Genomic DNA, 16768 nt, shown 5'->3' with positions numbered 1-16768 from the left:
CGCCGGCGACGAGGTTCGCGCGCTCCCCCGCACCGCGGGGAACGGGGCGCCCGCCGATCCGGCGGGCGCCCCGTGGCGTCAGGAGGCCGCGTCCGGCAGGCCGGCGCGGACCTCCCGCGCCGCCGCGACCAGGTTCTCCAGCGCCGCGCGGACCTCGGGCCAGCCACGGGTCTTCAGCCCGCAGTCCGGGTTGACCCACAGGCGCTCGGCGGGGATCGCCTCAAGTCCCTTGCGCAACAGGCCCGTTGCCTCCGCGGCGCTCGGTACCCGCGGGGAGTGGATGTCGTAGACGCCGGGCCCCACCTCGCGGGGGTAGTCGGCCGCGGCCAGCTCGTCGGCGACCTGCATATGGGAGCGGGCCGCCTCCAGGCTGATCACATCGGCGTCCAGGTCGTCGATGGCCCGGACGATGTCGCCGAACTCCGCGTAGCACATGTGGGTGTGGATCTGGGTGTCCGGGCGGACGCCGCCGGTGGTGAGGCGGAAGGCCTCGGTGGCCCAGGCGAGGTACCCCGCGCGGTCGGCGGCGCGCAGCGGCAGCGTCTCGCGCAGCGCCGGCTCGTCCACCTGGATGACCGAACTGCCCGCCGCTTCGAGGTCGTCGACCTCGTCGCGCAGGGCCAGCGCCACCTGGCGGGCGGTGTCGCCGAGCGGCTGGTCGTCGCGGACGAAGGACCAGGCCAGCATGGTGACCGGACCGGTCAGCATGCCCTTGACCGGCCGGTCGGTGAGCGACTGGGCGTAGGCCGTCCAACGCACCGTCATCGGCCCGGGGCGGGCGACGTCCCCGGCGAGGACCGGCGGCCGGACGTAACGGGTGCCGTACGACTGGACCCAGCCGTGCTGGGTGGCCAGGTAGCCGGTGAGCTGTTCGGCGAAGTACTGGACCATGTCGTTGCGTTCCGGCTCGCCGTGCACCAGCACGTCCAGGCCGGCCTTCTCCTGGAAGGTGAGCACCTCGCGGATCTCGGCCGCGATCCGCTCCTCGTACCCGGCGGTGTCGATCCGGCCGGCCCGCAGCTCGGCGCGGGCGGTGCGCAGCTCGGCGGTCTGCGGGAACGAGCCGATGGTGGTGGTCGGCAGCAACGGCAGTCCCAGCCGGGCGCGTTGGGCGGCGGCCCGCTCGGCGTACGGCAGGGTCCGGCGACCGTCGGCCTCGGTGACGGCCGCGGCGCGGGCGCGCACCGCCGGGTCGTGGGTGAGTGCCGAGCCGGCCCGGGAGGCCAGCGCGGCGCGATTGGCGGCCAGTTCGGCCGCGATGGTGTCGGTGCCCCGGAGCAGGCCGCGGGCCAGGGTGACGATCTCCGTGGTCTTCTGACGGGCGAAGGCCAGCCAGCGGGCGATCTGCGGGTCGATCTCCCGCTCGGCGGTGGCGTCGAGCGGGACGTGCAGCAGCGAGCAGGAGGACGCGACGTCGACCCGGTCGGCGAGGCCGAGCAGGGTGCCCAAGGTGGTCAGGGACTTCTCGAAGTCGTTGAGCCAGACGTTGCGGCCGTTGACCACGCCGGCGACCAGGCGCTTGCCGGGGAGCCCGCCGACCGCCGCCAGATCGTCCAGGTTGGCCGCCGCGGATTCGGTGAAGTCCAGCGCCAGGCCGTCGACGGGCGCCTTGGCCAGTACCGGCAGCGCCTCGCCCAGCCGGTCGAAGTACGAGGCGACCAGCAGCTTCGGGCGGTCGGTGAGGGTGCCCAGGTGGTGGTAGGCGCGGGCGGCGGCGGCCAGTTCGGCGGGGTTGCGGTCCTGGACGAGAGCGGGCTCGTCGAGCTGCACCCACTCGGCGCCGGCCGCCCGGAGGTCGGCGAGCACCTCGGCGTAGACGGGCAGCAGCCGGTCGAGCAGCGTCAGCGGTTCGAACCCGGCGGCGACACCGGGCGCGGGCTTGGCCAGCAGCAGGTAGCTGACCGGCCCGACCAGGACCGGGCGGGCGGCGAGGCCGAGTGCGAGGGCCTCGGTCAGTTCGCCGACCTGCTTGGCGGAGTCCGCGACGAAGACCGCCTCCGGCCCCAACTCCGGTACGAGATAGTGGTAGTTGGTGTCGAACCACTTGGTCATCTCCAGCGGCGCCAGGTCCTGGGTGCCGCGGGCCATGGCGAAGTAGCCGTCCAGGGGATCGGCGGCCACCGCGGCACGGTGCCGGGCCGGGATCGCGCCGACCATCACGCTGGTGTCCAGGACGTGGTCGTAGTACGAGAAGTCGCCGGTCGGCACCTCGTCGATACCGGCCGCGGTGAGCTGCTGCCAGGCCGTGCGGCGCAGCCCGGCGGCGGTGGCCCTCAGGGCGTCCGCGTCGACGCGGCCCTTCCAGTACCCCTCGATGGCCTTCTTCAGTTCGCGGTGCTGCCCCTGCCGGGGGTAGCCGTGCACGGTGGCCCGTACTGCCGCGGCTGTGGACGTGCTGGTCACGGAACTCTCCTTCGCGAGCGTGCCTCTGTGGACCCCGGGACGGGGGAGGGCGCGAAGGGGTGGCCCACCGGGCGGGTCGCGGGTGCGCTGCCGCCGCCCGTGCCGCCTGGTGTGTCCGCCGACCCGCCCTCGAAGGTCACCGAGATCACCCCGCACACCGGTCGTGCGGGGGCACTGGCAGGTCTTCGGACTCGCGGGCACGTCCGCCAAGGGCGGATACCTACTGGCCGTCGCTTCCCAGGCCCGGACGGGCCCAGTGCGTGTGACGGCGGTCGTTCCCACTCACCGCTGCGGGGCAGTCCCGGATTTCCACCGGGTTCCCTCTTACGACGCACCTGCCTGGCGGGCAGGGCGAACCAGACGCAAGGGCCAGCCTAGGCGATGCCCTCCCGACCCCTGTAGGCCCTCCCCGGTGATCCGGTCACCCGCGCCGGGCACGCCTCGCGTTGGAGAGCGCTTCAACTCCTAGCGTGGTGATCACCTACCGAGCGAAGGGAACACCGTGCGCTACACACTGTTCGGCAAGACCGGCCTGCGGGTCAGCGAGCTGAGCCTGGGGACCATGACCTTCGGCGAGGAGTGGGGATGGGGCGCGGCCAAGCACACCAGCAGCCGGATCCTGGACGCCTACGCCGACGCCGGCGGCAACTTCCTCGACACCGCCAACAACTACACCGACGGCGCCGCCGAGCAGTTGCTCGGGGAGCTGCTCGAAGGCCGCCGGGACAGCTTCGTGCTGGCCAGCAAGTACACCTGCGCGACCCGTAAGGGCGATGTGAACGCGGCGGGCAACCACCGCAAGAACCTGGTCCGGTCGGTGGAGGCGAGCCTGGACCGGCTGCGCACCGACCACCTCGACGTGCTGTGGGTGCACGCCCGGGACAACTTCACCCCGGTCGACGAGCTGATGCGGGCGCTCGACGACCTGGTGCGCTCGGGCAAGGTGCTCCACCTGGGCGTCTCCGACTGGCCGGCCTGGGAGATCGCGCAGGCCAACACCCTCGCCGAGCTGCGCGGCTGGAGCGCGTTCGCCGGCTCGCAGCTGCGCTACAACCTGCTGGAGCGGACACCGGAGCGGGAGTTGCTGCCGCAGGCCCGCGCCTTCGACCTGGCCGTACTGGCGTGGGCGCCGCTGGCGGCCGGCAAGCTCACCGGCAAGTACCGCCGCGGCGAGACCGGCCGGCTGGACGTCACCGGCAGCCACACAGGGGACCACAACGAGGACGAGACCCTCACCGCGGTACTGGAGATCGCCGAGCAGGGCGGCTGGAGCCCCGCGCAGGTGGCGCTGGCGTGGCTGCGCAGCCGGCCCGGCAACGTCATCCCGATCATCGGCGCCACCAAGGAGAGCCAGCTCGCCGACAACCTCGCCGGCCTCGACGTCGAGCTGGACGGGGCGGCGCTGGCACGGCTGGACGCGGCGAGCGCGGTGCCGCTGGGCTTCCCGCACGACTTCCTGCGGCAGCCCGGCATCACCGAGAACGTCTACGGCGACCGCTGGGCCGACATCGAGGACAAGCGCTCCACCTACCGCCGCACGGTGCACGAGGTCCGCTGACCCGGCGCAGCCCGCCGGGAGCCGGAGCGTCGAACGCCGCCGCCCGGATGCCGGGCGGCGGCGTGCGCTCAACTCCCCGGTCGGGGGCCTACTTCAGGGCGCTGCGCTGCTGCCACTGCTGCCAGGTCTCCTGCCAGACCTCCAGGCCGTTGCCGACGTCGGTCTTGTTGGGGTTGGTGGTGCCCTTCACCTCGACCGTGGAGCCGATCGTCAGGAAGTCGTAGACCTTCTTGGCGTCCGAGGTGGTCATGCCGAAGCAGCCGTGGCTGTTGTTGACCACGCCGAGCGACTTGTTCCACGGGGCGGAGTGCAGGAAGGTCCCGGAGGCGGTGAGGTGGGTGACCCACTGCGAGTCCAGCATCCACTCGTCGCCGTGGCCGATGGTGGCGGAGTCCATCGTCTCCGCCGCGTTCTTGCTGCGCACGGTGTGCACCCCACCGCGGGTCGGGTCCTGCGGGGAGCCCGCGGAGCCGGTGATGCTGCCGACGTTCTTGCCGTTCTCGTACATGGTCAGGGTGTGCGAGGGGACGTCGATGACGGCCTTGCGGTCGGCGCCGACGGTGAAGCCGAAGGTGTAGTCCCGGGCGAACCAGCCGCCGGCCGTCCCGGAGTTGATACCGCCCAGCGCGCCGTTCACCGAGACCTTGGTGCCGGCCGGCCAGTAGTCCTTGGGCCGCCAGTCGATCCGGTCCTTGCCGGACCAGTCCTTGACCCAGCCCCAGGAGCCCTCGACCTTCGGCTGGGAGGTGACCTTCAGTGCCTTCTCGATCTCGGCGCGCCGGTCCTTGGCTATCGGGTGGTCGAAGAGGATCGATATCGGCATGCCGGTGCCGACGGTCTGGCCGCCGCCCGGGGTGTTGGTGAGCTTGTTGACCTTGTCGGCCTGCTCCGTGGTGAACGTCGAGGTGGCGGAGGACTCCTTGCCCTGCGTCGACTTCGCGGTGGTCTTCACGGTGTAGGTGGTCTGCGGCCGGACCTTGCCGTCAGAGGTCCATGAGGCGCCGCCGCCGGCCAGCCGCCCGGCGACCTTGGCGCCCTTGTCGTCCTTGACCTCGACCGCGGTGAGCTTGCCGCCGGAGGCCCGTACGGATATCTCCGAGCCGAGCTTGACGGACTTGCTGCCCGCGGACGGGGTGACGGTCACCTTCGCCGCCGGCGCGTCCTCCTTCGCCGCGTCGGTGCCGCCGTCGCACGCGGTCATCAGTCCGGCGGCCGCTATCAGGGCGGGTATGAACCGGGCGGGGTGGCGTCGGAGTGCGGCGTGCACGGGAGTCCCTCCAAAGCAGAACGGCTGGCAGTGGCGGGGTCGGGCCCAGTGAGGGCGTAACCGTCAAAGGTCGCCAATGCCCCCGCCGCACAGGGAGAGGGGATGTTCGCTGCGATGGTTGTCCGATGCACCGGATATTCAGGACACAGTTCGATATCGACGCCGGTGGAGCGCGAGGTTCCGGTCCTTCCGCCGGTTTCCTCGCGCCGTCTCCCGGCCTCCGGTCCCCGCGTCAGTAGCCGGGGGCCGATGTCCCGCCGCCGGTCGTCGTGCCACCGCCGGTCGAGGTTCCGCCGGTGGCGGCGGACTCGCCGCCCGTCGTGGTCCCGCCGCCGGTCGAGCCGCCCGTCGAGGTGCCGCCGCCGGTGCTGGACTCGCCGCCGGGAGTGGTGCCCCCGGTGGTCTCGGTCGGCCCACCGGTGGTGCTGGTGCCCCCGGTGGTCTCCGGCGGGGTCCCGGAGCCGGTGGTGCCGGCCGTCTCGGACGTGCCCGGCCCGGAGGGCGAGGTGCCGGAGGGCCCGGTGGGGGTCTCGCCCGGTGGCGTCGATCCGTAGGGCGGGGGCTGGGACGACGGGGGGCCGCTGGGGGTGTCGGCCGGTGGGGCCGTCGGCTGGTCGTGGGTCGGGCCGGTGTCGCCCTTGGGCCGCTTGAACCACGCACCGGTCTTGGGGTTCCGCAGCACGAACTCCTTGACCGGGGCCTTGGCGGGCTCCACGACGACCGCGTTGGAGGGCTGGTATCCGTGCCACGTCTGGCCGCGCTGCTGCCACTGCTTGAGCATCTGTGGCTTCGTCAGGGGGTTGCCGCACTTGCAGCGCACCCTCGGCACTCCCCACGAGTCCACCATCACCGCGCTGCCGGCCTGAAGCACCGACTGGAACGCGTAGGCCTTGCCGTCCTTGTAGCCGTGGTTGGTGATCCGGGTGTCGTACGCCAGCTGTACGGACGTCAGCGACCGCAGATAGGCCGGCACCTCGCCCGGCTTCATGCCCAGCACGCCGGCGAACGCCGCGTTCTTCGCCGGGTTGCGCTGAAGGAAGCGGATCTGCTTCTCGACGTCGCAGCTCGCGCTGTTCTGGGTGCCGCCGTACAGGCCGGCCGTCGCGCCCGAGAACGTGCTGTTGCTGCCGCGGGAGGGGCGCTTGGGCGTGGCGGACGGGGCCGCGGTGGAGTCGTTCGCCGAGGAGTCGGTGACCGGGTTCTGGCCGGTCGACCCGGCCGGCTCGGCGAACAACTCGGTCGAACCCGAGCCGCCCGGCCGGGTGAGGACGAGGGTGAGGACCACGGCCACCACCACCGCGGCCGCGATGATCGCGATCCGGGGCACCGACCGCCACCAGGGCCCGCCGCCCCCCTCGCCGCCTCCGCCTCCGCCTCCGCCGCCGCCCCCGTCACCGGGGCCGCTGGGCGGGCCGGGCGGTCCCTGGTGGGTGGGCTTCGTCCGTCGCCGCGGTCCGGTGTCCACCTGCGTCGGCTCGCGTGAGGGGCCGCCGGACGGGGCGCCGGAGGGAGGACCGGCGAGCGGGCCGGTGGGCGGCCCGGTGGGGTGGCTGTCCGGCGGCGGTGGAGCTGTCACGGGTCCCTCTTCCGGCGTGTATGGGCCATCCGGCGATGCGAATTTTGCCCGCATTTATTGATGTCTAAGACATTGTGTGCCCGGTATCAGCACCGTCCGCAAGCGGGGCGGTACACCGCGTGCTTACGGTGGTGCGTGCCCGCGCGCATGCACCGACCCGCGTGCCCGCGCCGCCCGTTCCGATGACGCCCAGGTCCCGCCGCGCGAGGAGACAGCCAGATGCCAGGCACCGCGTCCACCGGCCCTCCGGGACCGGTGCGTGCCCCGGGCCTCCCGCCCGCCGTACGGGCCTGGGCCCAGGCGCTGGGTACGGCCCTGGCGGGCGTCGTCACCATGATCGTGGTCGCCGCGCTGGGGCTGTGGGCGGCGGGCGCCGCGGACCTGCCCGGTGGGGCGTTCCCCTCGGTGGTCGCGGCCACCGTGGTGATCGCCGCCGGCGGCTCGGTCGGCCTGTCCGGTGAGGCCGGCATCATCGGACAGGCGAACGCCGGCCTCGACGCGGTACCGCTGTCGGTCACCCTGGCCGGTGCCCTGGTGACCGCCGCGGTCTTCCTGCTGCCGCTGCGCCACCGCGCGGTGGCCGGCACCTCCGAGCTGCTCGGCCGGGTCGCCCGCACGGCGGCCTGCTGGCTGGTGCTCCTGCTGCTCGTGGCGCTCGCCGCCCGGCACGACTTCCGGATCTCGGTGGGCAACGAACTCGCCGACCAGATCGGTGCGGAGCTGGGCAGCACACCCACCGTCGGCTTCCGCGCCGACGTCGGTGCGACACTCGGCTTCGGGTTGCTGTGGGTGCTGGCCCTGCTCGTACTGACCTTCCTGGTCTCGCGCCGGGCACCGCTCTCCTCCCCGCTGCTGCACTTCCAGGACTCGTTCCGGCCGCCCGCCTTCGCGATGCTGGTGACGCTGCTGACCTACGTGGCGATCGGGCTGGTCGTCGGCGTCGTCGAACTCTTCACCCGGGGCCGCCCCGCCGACACCCTCGCCGTGCTGCTCCTCGGGCTGCCGAACCTGGCCTGGATGGCGCTGGGCATCGGCACCGGCGGCGGCTGGGTCGGGCATGTCGACAAGGCGATCGGCCTGCCCCTGCCGCACGTCCTGGACCAGGTGCTGCGCGCCCACGGGCAGCGGACGCTGGACCTCGGCGCGATCGCCCGGCACGACGGCCGGGTCTGGTTGCTGGTGGCGGTGGCGGCCGTGGTGCTGCTGATCGCCGCGTTCGCCGCCGCGGTCCGTTCCCCGGCCCGGTTGCCGGCCTGGCGGCACGCCGTCGAGATGGCCCTGGCGCTCGGTCTCACCCTGCTCGTGGTCGGGCTGCTCACCCGGATCACCGCCCACTACGGGCTCTCCCTGATCGGCGTCGGCGACCTCGGGGGCAACCTGGGCGGCGAGGTCACCCTGGAGCCGCAACTGCTCCGCCTGGTGGGCGTGGGCATCGTCTGGGGGCTGGTCACCGGCTTCCTCGGCAGCCTGCTCGCGCGCGGCGTCCGGCATCCGGGCCAGGTGTCCGCGCCCTGACCGCGGCCGCACCCGGTGACGGCTATGCGGGACGGCCGGGGAACATCGGGGTCGCCCAGCGCGGTGGCGGCGGGGGAGCCGCGCTGCGCCGACCATCCGAGGCCGGGCGGGGATCCACCTGGGTCATCGAGTGGCCCGGCGCGACAGCGTCCGACGGCTCGGGCATCGGGGCGCGGCCGGCCGTCCGGAGCGCCTCCACGAAGCCCCGGCAGGTCTCGTAGCGCTGCTCGGGCCCCTTCGCCAGGGACCGGGCCATCACCTCGTCGACGGTCGGCGGCAGATCGGGGCGCAGTTCGGTGAGCGCCGGCGGAGGGTCGTACTGGTGCGCCCACAGCAGCGCCAACTCGTCGTCGCGCCGGAACGGCGGCGCCCCGGTGAGCATCTCGAACACCACACAGCCCAGGCTGTAGACGTCGCACCGGCCGTCCACCGGCCGGCTGGAGATCTGCTCAGGGGCCACGTAGTCCAGCGTGCCGACGAACTGGCCGGTCCTGGTGAAGCCGGTCAGCGACAGGGACCGCTTCGTCAGTCCGAAGTCGGTCAGGTACACGTGCTCGGGGCGGTCGCTGTCGGTGCCCTCGTCGATCAGGATGTTGCCCGGTTTGACGTCCCGGTGCACCAGCTCGTGGGCGTGGGCGGCGTCCAGCGCGGAGGCCACCTGGAGGGCGATCCGGCAGGCGGTCTCCAGGGGCAGCCGCCCGTCCCGTTCGAGCAGCGCCGCCAGGTCCTGCCCCGGCACGTAGCGCATCGCGATGTACAGCAGGCCCTCGGCCTCACCGGCCGCGAAGACCGGCACGATGTTCGGATGGTCGATCGCCGCCGCCACCCGTGACTCATGGGTGAAGCGCCGGCGGAAGGTGTCGTCGCGGGCGAACTCGGGGGCCAGCAGCTTCACCGCCACGGTGCGACCGAGCTCCGTGTCCTGGGCCCGGTAGACCACCGCCATCCCGCCGCGGCCGATCTCGTCCTGCAACAGGTACGTGGCGATCCGGCGCCCGCGCAGCCCGGAGGAGTCGGGCGCGGTGGACCGCTCCCGGCTGCGGCCGGGCGGCTCGCCGTTCACCGGGCCTCACCCGGCGGGGCCGGCGGGCCCGGTGCGAACTGCGGCGCCCGCGGCGGGGCGTCCGGCCAGGACCCCGCGGACGCCTCGGGCGGTGCTCCGTGCTGCTCGCCCGCCCCGGACGCCGGCGGTGACTCCTCTCCGGAGCCCCGGGACGACGGTCCGGAGGCCACCGCGTAGGTCTGCAACGACCCCCCGTCGCAGTAGCACCACCGCTCGTGCCGCGCGTCGTAGAGCCAGAGCGCGTCGCCGTCCACGACCACGCCCAGCCGGGTGCCGCGGGTCTGCTCGGCGAACGACTCGCCGTCGAGCTGCCCGCCGGCCAACTCCTCGACCAGCCGCCGGTACCGGCCCAGTGCGCCCTCCACGTCGCCCAGCAACGGCCGGGGGTCCGCGGTCCGGGCGGCGGGCTGCCCGGCGGCCGGCGGGTCGTGCGGTACGGACAGCAGCAGTCGGCCGTCGACCCAGGCGGACCAGCCGTTGGAGCACAGCGCCAGCGCCCAGTCGCCACGGCGGTCGATGACCTGGACGGGCAGCAGCGGATCGAGCGGGGTGCTCGGCCGGGTCGCGTCCGGTGCCGACCACGTCGCCATACCCTCCGGCGGGACGACATGGCTGGGAAGGAAGTCTGGGGAGGTCACAGGCGGCTCCTCGGTACTACTCGCGCATGATCTCCGGCTCGTGCCGCCGCAGCAGCCTGGTCACCACGAACCCCGAGACCAGAGAGAGCACGACCATCATGCCCATGTTGAGCAGCCAGGTGCCCGGCGTGTGGTGGAACAGCGGGTCCGAGGTGAGGCCCTGCGGTACGAGCCGGTGCAGGTCGATGGTGCCCGCCATGGCACCGAGTGCCCACCGGGACGGCACCAGCCACGCCAGCTGCTCCAGCCCCGGCACGCCGTGCAGGGGGAGCAGTGCACCGCAGAACACCACCTGGATGATCGCGAGCAGGACCAGCAGCGGCATGGTGACCTCCTCCTTGCGCACCAGCGCGGAGACCACCAGGCCCAGCATCATGGCGGTGAACGCCAACAGCGCGACAGCGAGGGTGATTTCGATCAGTGGCGGCATCAACACCCCCTTGCCGCCTGGTGCGTTCAGTTTGACGCCGCCCAGCCCCACCATCGTCAGCACCACCGCCTGCACGACCGTGATCACGCCCAGGACCAGCACCTTCGACATCAGATACGCCGTGCGGGACAGGCCGACGGCCCGTTCCCGCTGGTAGATCGTCCGCTCCTTCACCAGCTCGCGCACCGCATTGGCGGCGCCGGTCAGCACGGCGCCGACGCACAGGATCAGCAGCCCGTTGAGCGCCGAGTCCGGTGTCAGGCTGGAGCCGGCCAGCGCGTGCGCCATCGCGCCCATCACGAACGGCAGCGCGACCATGATGATCAGGAAGGTGCGGTCGGAGCTCAGCGCCGCCGCGTACCGCCGGACCAGGGTGCCCAACTGCCCGCCCCAGCTCTGTGCCGTGTGCGCCTCCACCGGGCCCTTCGGCGGTTCCGGGGCGCGCGGTGGCTGGTGGGAGTCCATGGCGATGTAGCGCCGGTGCAGCGGCGAGGCGCGGTACTGGCCCGCCCAGTCCCGGCCCCTGTCGTTCTCGAAAGCCTCGAACGCCTCCGGCCACTGCGCGTACCCGAAGTACGGCAGCGCCTCCTCCGGCGGCCCGTAGTAGGCGATCGTCCCGCCCGGCGCCAGGACCAACAGCCGGTCACAGACGTCCAGGCTCAGCACGCTGTGGGTGACGACGATGACGGTACGGCCGTCGTCCGCCAGACCGCGCAGCATGTGCATCACGGACCGGTCCATACCGGGGTCCAGCCCGGAGGTCGGCTCGTCGAGGAAGAGCAGCGAGGGCTTCGTCAGCAGCTCCAGGGCCACGCTGACCCGCTTGCGCTGGCCGCCGGAGAGGCTGTGGATGGGCTGGTCCACCCGCTGGTCGAGGCCCAGTTCATGGATCACCTCGTCGACCCGCGCCTGCCGTTCGGCCTTCGCGGTGTCGCCGGGGAAGCGCAGCTGGGCCGCGTAGGTGAGGGCCCGGCGCACGGTCAGTTGGAGGTGCAGGATGTCGTCCTGCGGCACCAGCCCGATACGCTGGCGCAGCTCCGCGTAGTCGCGGTAGAGGTCACGGCCGTCATAGAGCACCGTGCCGTCGTCCGCGGGGCGCAGCCCGGTCAGCGCGTTGAGCAGCGTGGACTTGCCCGCGCCGCTCGGACCGACCACGGCCAGCAGCGACCTCTCGCCCACCGGGAACGACACCTGGTCCAGCAGCGTCCGGCTGCCGCCGTTGACCCGTACGGCCAGGCCCTGTACGTCCAGCGACACCTCACCCGTGTCGACGAACTCCTGGAGCTCGTCGCCGACCAGGGCGAACGCGGAGTGGCCGATGCCGACGATGTCGCCGGGGATCATGGGCGCCCGGTCGACCGGCTGGCCGTTGAGGTAGGTGCCATTGTGACTCTCCAGGTCGACGATCTCGAAGCCCTCGGGTCCGGCGCGCAGCTCGGCGTGCCGGCGGGAGACCGAGAGGTCGTCGACGACCAGGTCGTTGTCGGGCGCTCGGCCGATCCGGGTGGTCCGGGCGGCCGGGATCGGCCGCACCGCGCTGGGGCGGCGGAAGGTGTGGGTGCCGTCGGGGTGCGAGACGGCGGAGGGCCGCCCGATCCGGGTCGGCCGCGGCACCGTGGAGAGCACCGCGCACGGCCCGTCGGCGGGGTTGCCGAACCGGATCACGCTGCCCGGCCCGACGCCGGACTCGGTGATCCGTCGGCCGTCGGTGAAGGTGCCGTTCGTGCTGCCCTCGTCCTCCACCAGCCAGTGGCCGGCCTCGGCCCGCAGGACCGCGTGATGCCAGGAAACCCTGGCATCACTCAGGACGACTTCGCTCGCGGGGTCCCGCCCCACGTGATAGATGCGGCCAGGCTCCATCACCTGAGTGCCGCCGTCGGACTCGACGACCAGTTCAGGCGCGGTGGGCGCATTCGGCCGCTCAGCCATATCAGAATTTTACGGCTCCGGGCTCCGCCCCGCCTGTTCTCGCCGCCCCGTCAGGCACCACAAAGCCCCTACTCAAAACGGCATTTCGGGGCATCATCCCCCTTTATGCGAGCGAACACGGGCGGTTACTCGCGCGGAAGGTCGCAGGTCAACTAGGGTGAGCGCGCCGATTAGCCGCACCTGCAAATTCCATGCAAATTCTGGACTTTGCCGCGCTGATCGAAGGAAGTCCTGTCGAACCAGGACGCAATGTGCAGCGCAGGGCTACGTGGTGTCGGCAACACCGCTCAACGTCGGCTTTGTAGGACCCAGCCGGCCCGTCCGCCCCTCCAGGGTGCGACGGCGTCGGTCCCTTCTTATTCACCTACCTCGTGAAGGCAAGGCAGAGATGGCACGAGTCTCCCGACAAGACCCCCAGCAGTTCTCCCGCCAGCAGGCGCACCCCGTCGATGAGGTGCTCCCGGTCGGGAAACTCACCCTGTACGGATTCCAGCACGTCCTCGCCTTCTACGCGGCCGCGGTCATCGTTCCGATCCTGCTCGGAAACGCCCTGGAGCTCTCCCACGAGCAGCTCGTCTACCTGATCAATGCGGACCTGTTCACCTGCGGTATCGCCTCGATCATCCAGGCTCTCGGCGTCTGGAAGATCGGCGCCAAGATGCCGCTGGTCCAGGGCGTCACCTTCACCGCGGTCTCGCCGATGATCGCCATCGGGCAGGGCGCGGGCGGCGGCACCGCCGGGCTGCTCGTGGTCTACGGCGCGGTGATCACCGCGGGCATAGCCACCTTCCTGTTCGCCCCGTTCTTCAGCAAGTTGGTGAAGTACTTCCCGCCGATCGTCATCGGCACCATCCTCACCATCATCGGTCTGACCCTCATTCCGCAGGCGCTCCAAGACGCCGCCGGCGGTGCGCAGCTGATCGGCCACCCGGAATACGGCGACCTCAAGAACCTCGGATACGCCCTGGGCACCCTGCTGTTCATCCTGGCCGTGGTCCGGATCGGTAAGCCGTACCTGAGCAGCCTGGCCGTACTGCTGGGCCTCGTCGCCGGCACCACGGTCGCCTGGTTCCTCGGCGACGTGGACTTCAGCGCGGTGCAGAAGGCGGACTGGTTCGGCGTCAGCACGCCCTTCCACTACGGAATGCCGAAGTTCGAGCTGTTCCCCATCATCGCGATGGTCGTCGTCATGCTGATCACGATGGTGGAGACCACCGGTGACGTCTACGCCATCGGGGAGATCACCGACAAGCGGGTCGACAACGACACCGTCGCCCGGGCCCTGCGCGCCGACGGTGTCGCCACCGTTCTCGGCGGAGTCTTCAACTCCTTCCCCTACGTGGCCTTCGCCGAAAACATCGGCCTGGTGCGGATGTCCAAGGTGATGAGCCGGTTCGTGGTGGTCGCGGCCGGCGGCTTCATGATCGTGCTGGGGCTGCTGCCGAAGGCGGGCAGCCTGGTCGCCGCGATTCCGCACCCGGTGCTCGGAGGTGCGGCGATCTCGATGTTCGGCATGGTCGCCACGGTCGGCATCCAGATCCTGGGCAAGGTGGACCTGCGCGAGGAGCGCAATGCGCTGATCCTGGCCGTCAGCCTGGGCGCCGCGATGCTGCCCAGCGCGGTCGCGCCGTTCTTCGAGCGGATGCCGGAGGGGGTCCGGGCGGTCCTCAACAGCGGTATCACGCTGGGGGGTCTGACCGCGATCGTGCTGAACCTGCTCTTCCACGTCACCGCCCGCGGCAAGGCGGTGGAGATCGACTGGGACGAGATCGAGGGCGCCGAGGAACCGGCCGACGGGCACCCCGGGGCGGATCTGCCCGGACCGGCCGGTGCGCACGACCCGATGGGCGCCTACGCCCCGGCGGACCCGTACGACCCGCAGTTCCCGCAGCATCCGCAGGGGCCGCGGCACCCGCAGGGCCCGCACTGGGGAGCCCCCAACCGCTGAACCGGTCAGGCGGCCGACGGGCGACGCGGACCCCCGCGGTGGGGTCCGCGGTGCGGCCCGTCCCGTCCGTCGGCGCGGCGTGTCAGTGCGTGGGCACGGTGTTGAACGGCGGTGCCTCGCCCGCATCGCCGATCAGCTCCCAGAAGTGGTCGACCAGCCGGCGCAGGAACGCCGAGCGCTCGGCGGCGACCTCCTTGAGCCGGGCGTCGTCGTTGCGCGCCACCAGATGCCCCATGTAGCGCTCGGAGAACTCCGCGAACTCGGCGTGCATCGTGCGCAACGCGTCGCTCACCCGGGTCTTGTTCAGCGTGGTGATCTCGACGACCGGTCCGACGTGCGCCTTCCAACGCCCTTCGATCGCCGCTCGCAGGTGCCCGGCCAGCTCCTCGTCCCGCCCCATCACCCCGATGAGCTTCCGCAGCGACAGCCCCAGCGCCTCGACCAGCGCCTTGGTCTGGCGGTAGTCACCGTTCCACTGCTGTGCCGTCTCCGCCGCGTAGTAGGCCGCCGGGTCCATCCCGATCAGCTGGGCCAGGCGCTCCACGCTCATCTGGCGGGACATCCGGTGCTCGCCGAGCGTCCGCGGCTCCACGCCCATCAGCACGGTCGGCGCGCACCACAGCACGTCGGCCAGCACGAACAACTGGTGCTCGGTCGGTGCCTGCGAGCCGTACTCCCAGGCCTCGATGAGCTCCGGGCGGACCGGCGCACCGCAGGCCGTCATGGACTGGGCGACCTGAGCCGTACTCAGGCCCACCCGGGCCCGCGCGGATCTGGCCTCGGCGGGGGAGAACGGAGTGCTGTACACGTACGGGACACCTCGCTGCACCCGGCGATGGAGGGGTGCTTTGGGGGCGGGGAGATGGAGGAACATCCAGGGGCGGGCAGATTAACAGATCGTCCATAGGTACGAACCTCCAGTTCGCCCTTCGAGTTGGCGGCGCGGAGGGCGAGGGCGGCGGCGCGAGCGGGAAGTGCGCGGGATGCACACCATCTGTCCCATTTCAGTCATCAACTCGCTTACTGGGTATAGCCGATGGGTCGGTGCTTACCGGGTGGTAGTGACCGCTCGGAGGGTTGTCTGTAATGAGAGCGTTACGCGGCGACCGGACCCGCTTTCGTATGTCTCCTTGAAGGTCGCAGCGACCGTGGCCGGCACCCGGTTCGTCGTCGCGGACGAGAACGTCCGCCTCACCCCGGCGATCGGCTGGTTGCCGCTGACCGGCTGCGCCGACCGCACCCGAGCCACCGACCAGGCCCGGGACGCCGTACGAAGGGCGCTCCGGCACCGGGACCTGCGGCCGGTCGAGGACACCCTCCGCGAGATCGCCGCCCGCGACCCGCGGTTGGTGCTGCTGCCGGTCGCCGGCTCCACCTCCAAGGCGCAGAACATCAACGCCGCGGTGACCGCGTCCGCGGCGAGTTCGTCGGGATCTTCGACGCCGACCACCATCCCGCCCGCTCCGCCTTCGAGGACGCCTGGTACTGGCTGTCCAACGGCCATGACGTGGTCCAGGGCCACTACGCCATAGGGAACGGCGAGAGCTCCCGGTTCGCCGAGTTGGTGGCGGTGGAGTTCGAGGCGATCTACGCGGTCAGCCACCCGGGCCGCACCCGGCTCTCCGGCTTCGGGGTCTTCGGCGGCTTGAACGGCTTCTGGCGCATCGACCTGCTCGCCCGTACCCGTATGCACAGCTCGATGCTCACCGAGGACATCGACTCCACCCTGCGCGCGCTGGCCGAGGCGCCCCGTTCGCCGTCGACCGCACCCTGATTTCCCGCGAGTTGGCGCCCACCACGCTCAAGGCGCTGTGGAACCAGCGCTCCCGCTGGGCGCAGGGCTGGCTCCAGGTCTCGCTCAAACACCTCTGGCGGGGGCTGCGGTCACCGGCCTTCACGGCCCGTCAGAAGCTGGGCCTGTTCGTCCTGTTGGGCTGGCGGGAGGTGCAGCCGTGGCTGACCCTTCAGATCCTGCCCATCCTCATGTACGCGGCCTGGAAGGCCGGTGGTCTACAGCACCTCGACCGGGCGGTGCCCGTCTGCGTACTGGCCATGGCCTTCACCCTGGTGGCCGGACCCGTGCAGGCGCTCTTCGCCTGGCGGCTGGCGGTTCCTGAACTCCGGTCGCGCCGAAGGTGGTTCTGGTCGTACTTCCTGGTGTCGACCGTCTTCTACAGCCACTTCAGGCCCATCTGAAGGAGGGTCTGGTCGCTCTCGCTGGAGGTGCTGTTGTACCTCGTGTTGGTGGTGCTCGGGCCGCTGGCGGTCCGCGCCTGCCGGCCACTGTGGCAGCGCCGCACCCGGGTGGCGGTGTGCGCCGCGGGCTGTGTGCTGCTGTTCGCGGTCGCACACTACGCGTTGCAGGTGCCGCGCACCGACTGGGTGGTGTACTTCGGTCCGCCGGCCCGCTTCGGGGGGTTCGCGGCCGGGATGGGGCCGGC

13 protein-coding genes and 1 riboswitch are annotated in these 16768 nt (G+C 71.8%); of the genes, 6 read left to right on the top strand and 7 right to left on the bottom strand.

The window, feature by feature from the left end:
• Positions 1-78 precede the first annotated feature (78 nt).
• On the bottom strand, positions 79-2403 hold the full coding sequence (gene metE, locus AB0C96_RS13850; protein ID WP_362916955.1) for a 5-methyltetrahydropteroyltriglutamate--homocysteine S-methyltransferase: 2325 nt from the start codon (positions 2401-2403) through the stop codon (positions 79-81).
• A 173-nt stretch (positions 2404-2576) separates the two neighbouring features.
• A riboswitch (cobalamin riboswitch) is annotated at positions 2577-2764 on the bottom strand.
• 141 nt (positions 2765-2905) lie between these two features.
• Between metE and AB0C96_RS13845 the strand changes: the two genes are divergently transcribed.
• Positions 2906-3961 carry an aldo/keto reductase gene (locus tag AB0C96_RS13845; protein WP_362916953.1) on the top strand — a complete coding sequence of 352 codons (1056 nt, stop codon included), beginning with the start codon at positions 2906-2908 and terminating at the stop codon, positions 3959-3961.
• Between the two features lie 88 nt (positions 3962-4049).
• Here AB0C96_RS13845 and AB0C96_RS13840 read toward each other — a convergent pair whose 3' ends face one another.
• Positions 4050-5228, bottom strand: coding sequence for an Ig-like domain-containing protein (locus AB0C96_RS13840; RefSeq protein WP_362916951.1), 1179 nt, complete (start codon positions 5226-5228; stop codon positions 4050-4052).
• A 232-nt stretch (positions 5229-5460) separates the two neighbouring features.
• A complete protein-coding gene (locus tag AB0C96_RS13835) occupies positions 5461-6804 on the bottom strand; it encodes a DUF6777 domain-containing protein (protein WP_362916949.1) in 1344 nt (447 codons plus the stop codon).
• A gap of 219 nt (positions 6805-7023) precedes the next feature.
• Between AB0C96_RS13835 and AB0C96_RS13830 the strand changes: the two genes are divergently transcribed.
• Positions 7024-8319 carry a streptophobe family protein gene (locus tag AB0C96_RS13830; protein WP_362916947.1) on the top strand — a complete coding sequence of 432 codons (1296 nt, stop codon included), beginning with the start codon at positions 7024-7026 and terminating at the stop codon, positions 8317-8319.
• 22 nt (positions 8320-8341) lie between these two features.
• On the opposite strand, the gene AB0C96_RS13825 is transcribed toward AB0C96_RS13830, so the two are convergent.
• From AB0C96_RS13825 to AB0C96_RS13815, 3 genes are read right to left on the bottom strand one after another with little or no spacing between them, the layout of a single operon-like run.
• Complete coding sequence (locus AB0C96_RS13825; RefSeq protein ID WP_362916945.1) at positions 8342-9382, bottom strand: serine/threonine-protein kinase; 1041 nt, start codon at positions 9380-9382, stop codon at positions 8342-8344.
• The gene (locus AB0C96_RS13820) at positions 9379-10020 is read right to left on the bottom strand and encodes a hypothetical protein (protein ID WP_362916943.1); all 642 of its coding nucleotides are present in this window, start codon (positions 10018-10020) and stop codon (positions 9379-9381) included. Before AB0C96_RS13820 ends, AB0C96_RS13825 begins: the two co-directional genes overlap by 4 nt.
• Before the next feature lie 16 nt (positions 10021-10036).
• Positions 10037-12379 (bottom strand): FHA domain-containing protein, encoded by a 2343-nt coding sequence (locus tag AB0C96_RS13815; RefSeq protein WP_362916942.1) that lies wholly within the window; start codon positions 12377-12379, stop codon positions 10037-10039.
• Between the two features lie 388 nt (positions 12380-12767).
• Between AB0C96_RS13815 and AB0C96_RS13810 the strand changes: the two genes are divergently transcribed.
• Entirely contained in the window at positions 12768-14327 is a 1560-nt protein-coding gene (locus tag AB0C96_RS13810) for a nucleobase:cation symporter-2 family protein (protein WP_362916940.1), read from the top strand.
• 82 nt (positions 14328-14409) lie between these two features.
• On the opposite strand, the gene AB0C96_RS13805 is transcribed toward AB0C96_RS13810, so the two are convergent.
• A complete protein-coding gene (locus AB0C96_RS13805; protein ID WP_362916938.1) occupies positions 14410-15135 on the bottom strand; it encodes a transcriptional regulator in 726 nt (241 codons plus the stop codon).
• A 322-nt stretch (positions 15136-15457) separates the two neighbouring features.
• Between AB0C96_RS13805 and AB0C96_RS13800 the strand changes: the two genes are divergently transcribed.
• The 3 genes from AB0C96_RS13800 to AB0C96_RS13790 are packed head-to-tail and all read left to right on the top strand — an operon-like array spanning position 15458 to position 16523.
• The gene (locus tag AB0C96_RS13800) at positions 15458-15859 is read left to right on the top strand and encodes a hypothetical protein (protein ID WP_362916936.1); all 402 of its coding nucleotides are present in this window, start codon (positions 15458-15460) and stop codon (positions 15857-15859) included.
• On the top strand, positions 15760-16101 hold the full coding sequence (locus AB0C96_RS13795; RefSeq protein WP_362917099.1) for a glycosyltransferase family 2 protein: 342 nt from the start codon (positions 15760-15762) through the stop codon (positions 16099-16101). The genes AB0C96_RS13800 and AB0C96_RS13795 overlap by 100 nt, the downstream gene beginning before the upstream one ends.
• An 11-nt stretch (positions 16102-16112) precedes the next feature.
• Positions 16113-16523: a glycosyltransferase family 2 protein gene (locus AB0C96_RS13790; protein ID WP_362916934.1), complete on the top strand. Its 411-nt coding sequence runs from the start codon at positions 16113-16115 to the stop codon at positions 16521-16523.
• Positions 16524-16768 lie beyond the last annotated feature (245 nt).

This window comes from Streptomyces sp. NPDC048506 (assembly GCF_040651315.1).
Classification (GTDB): Bacteria; Actinomycetota; Actinomycetes; order Streptomycetales; family Streptomycetaceae; genus Streptomyces.
The sequence above is the reverse complement of the archived record's forward strand: the minus strand, read 5'-3'. Positions and strand labels throughout refer to the sequence as shown.

Excerpts from the sequence above, each read along its gene's own strand:
- AB0C96_RS13815 (WP_362916942.1), bottom strand. The coding sequence starts at position 12,379 with ATGGCTGAGCGGCCGAATGCGCCCACCGCGCCTGAACTGGTCGTCGAG.
- AB0C96_RS13830 (WP_362916947.1), top strand. The coding sequence starts at position 7,024 with ATGCCAGGCACCGCGTCCACCGGCCCTCCGGGACCGGTGCGTGCCCCG.
- AB0C96_RS13810 (WP_362916940.1), top strand. The coding sequence starts at position 12,768 with ATGGCACGAGTCTCCCGACAAGACCCCCAGCAGTTCTCCCGCCAGCAG.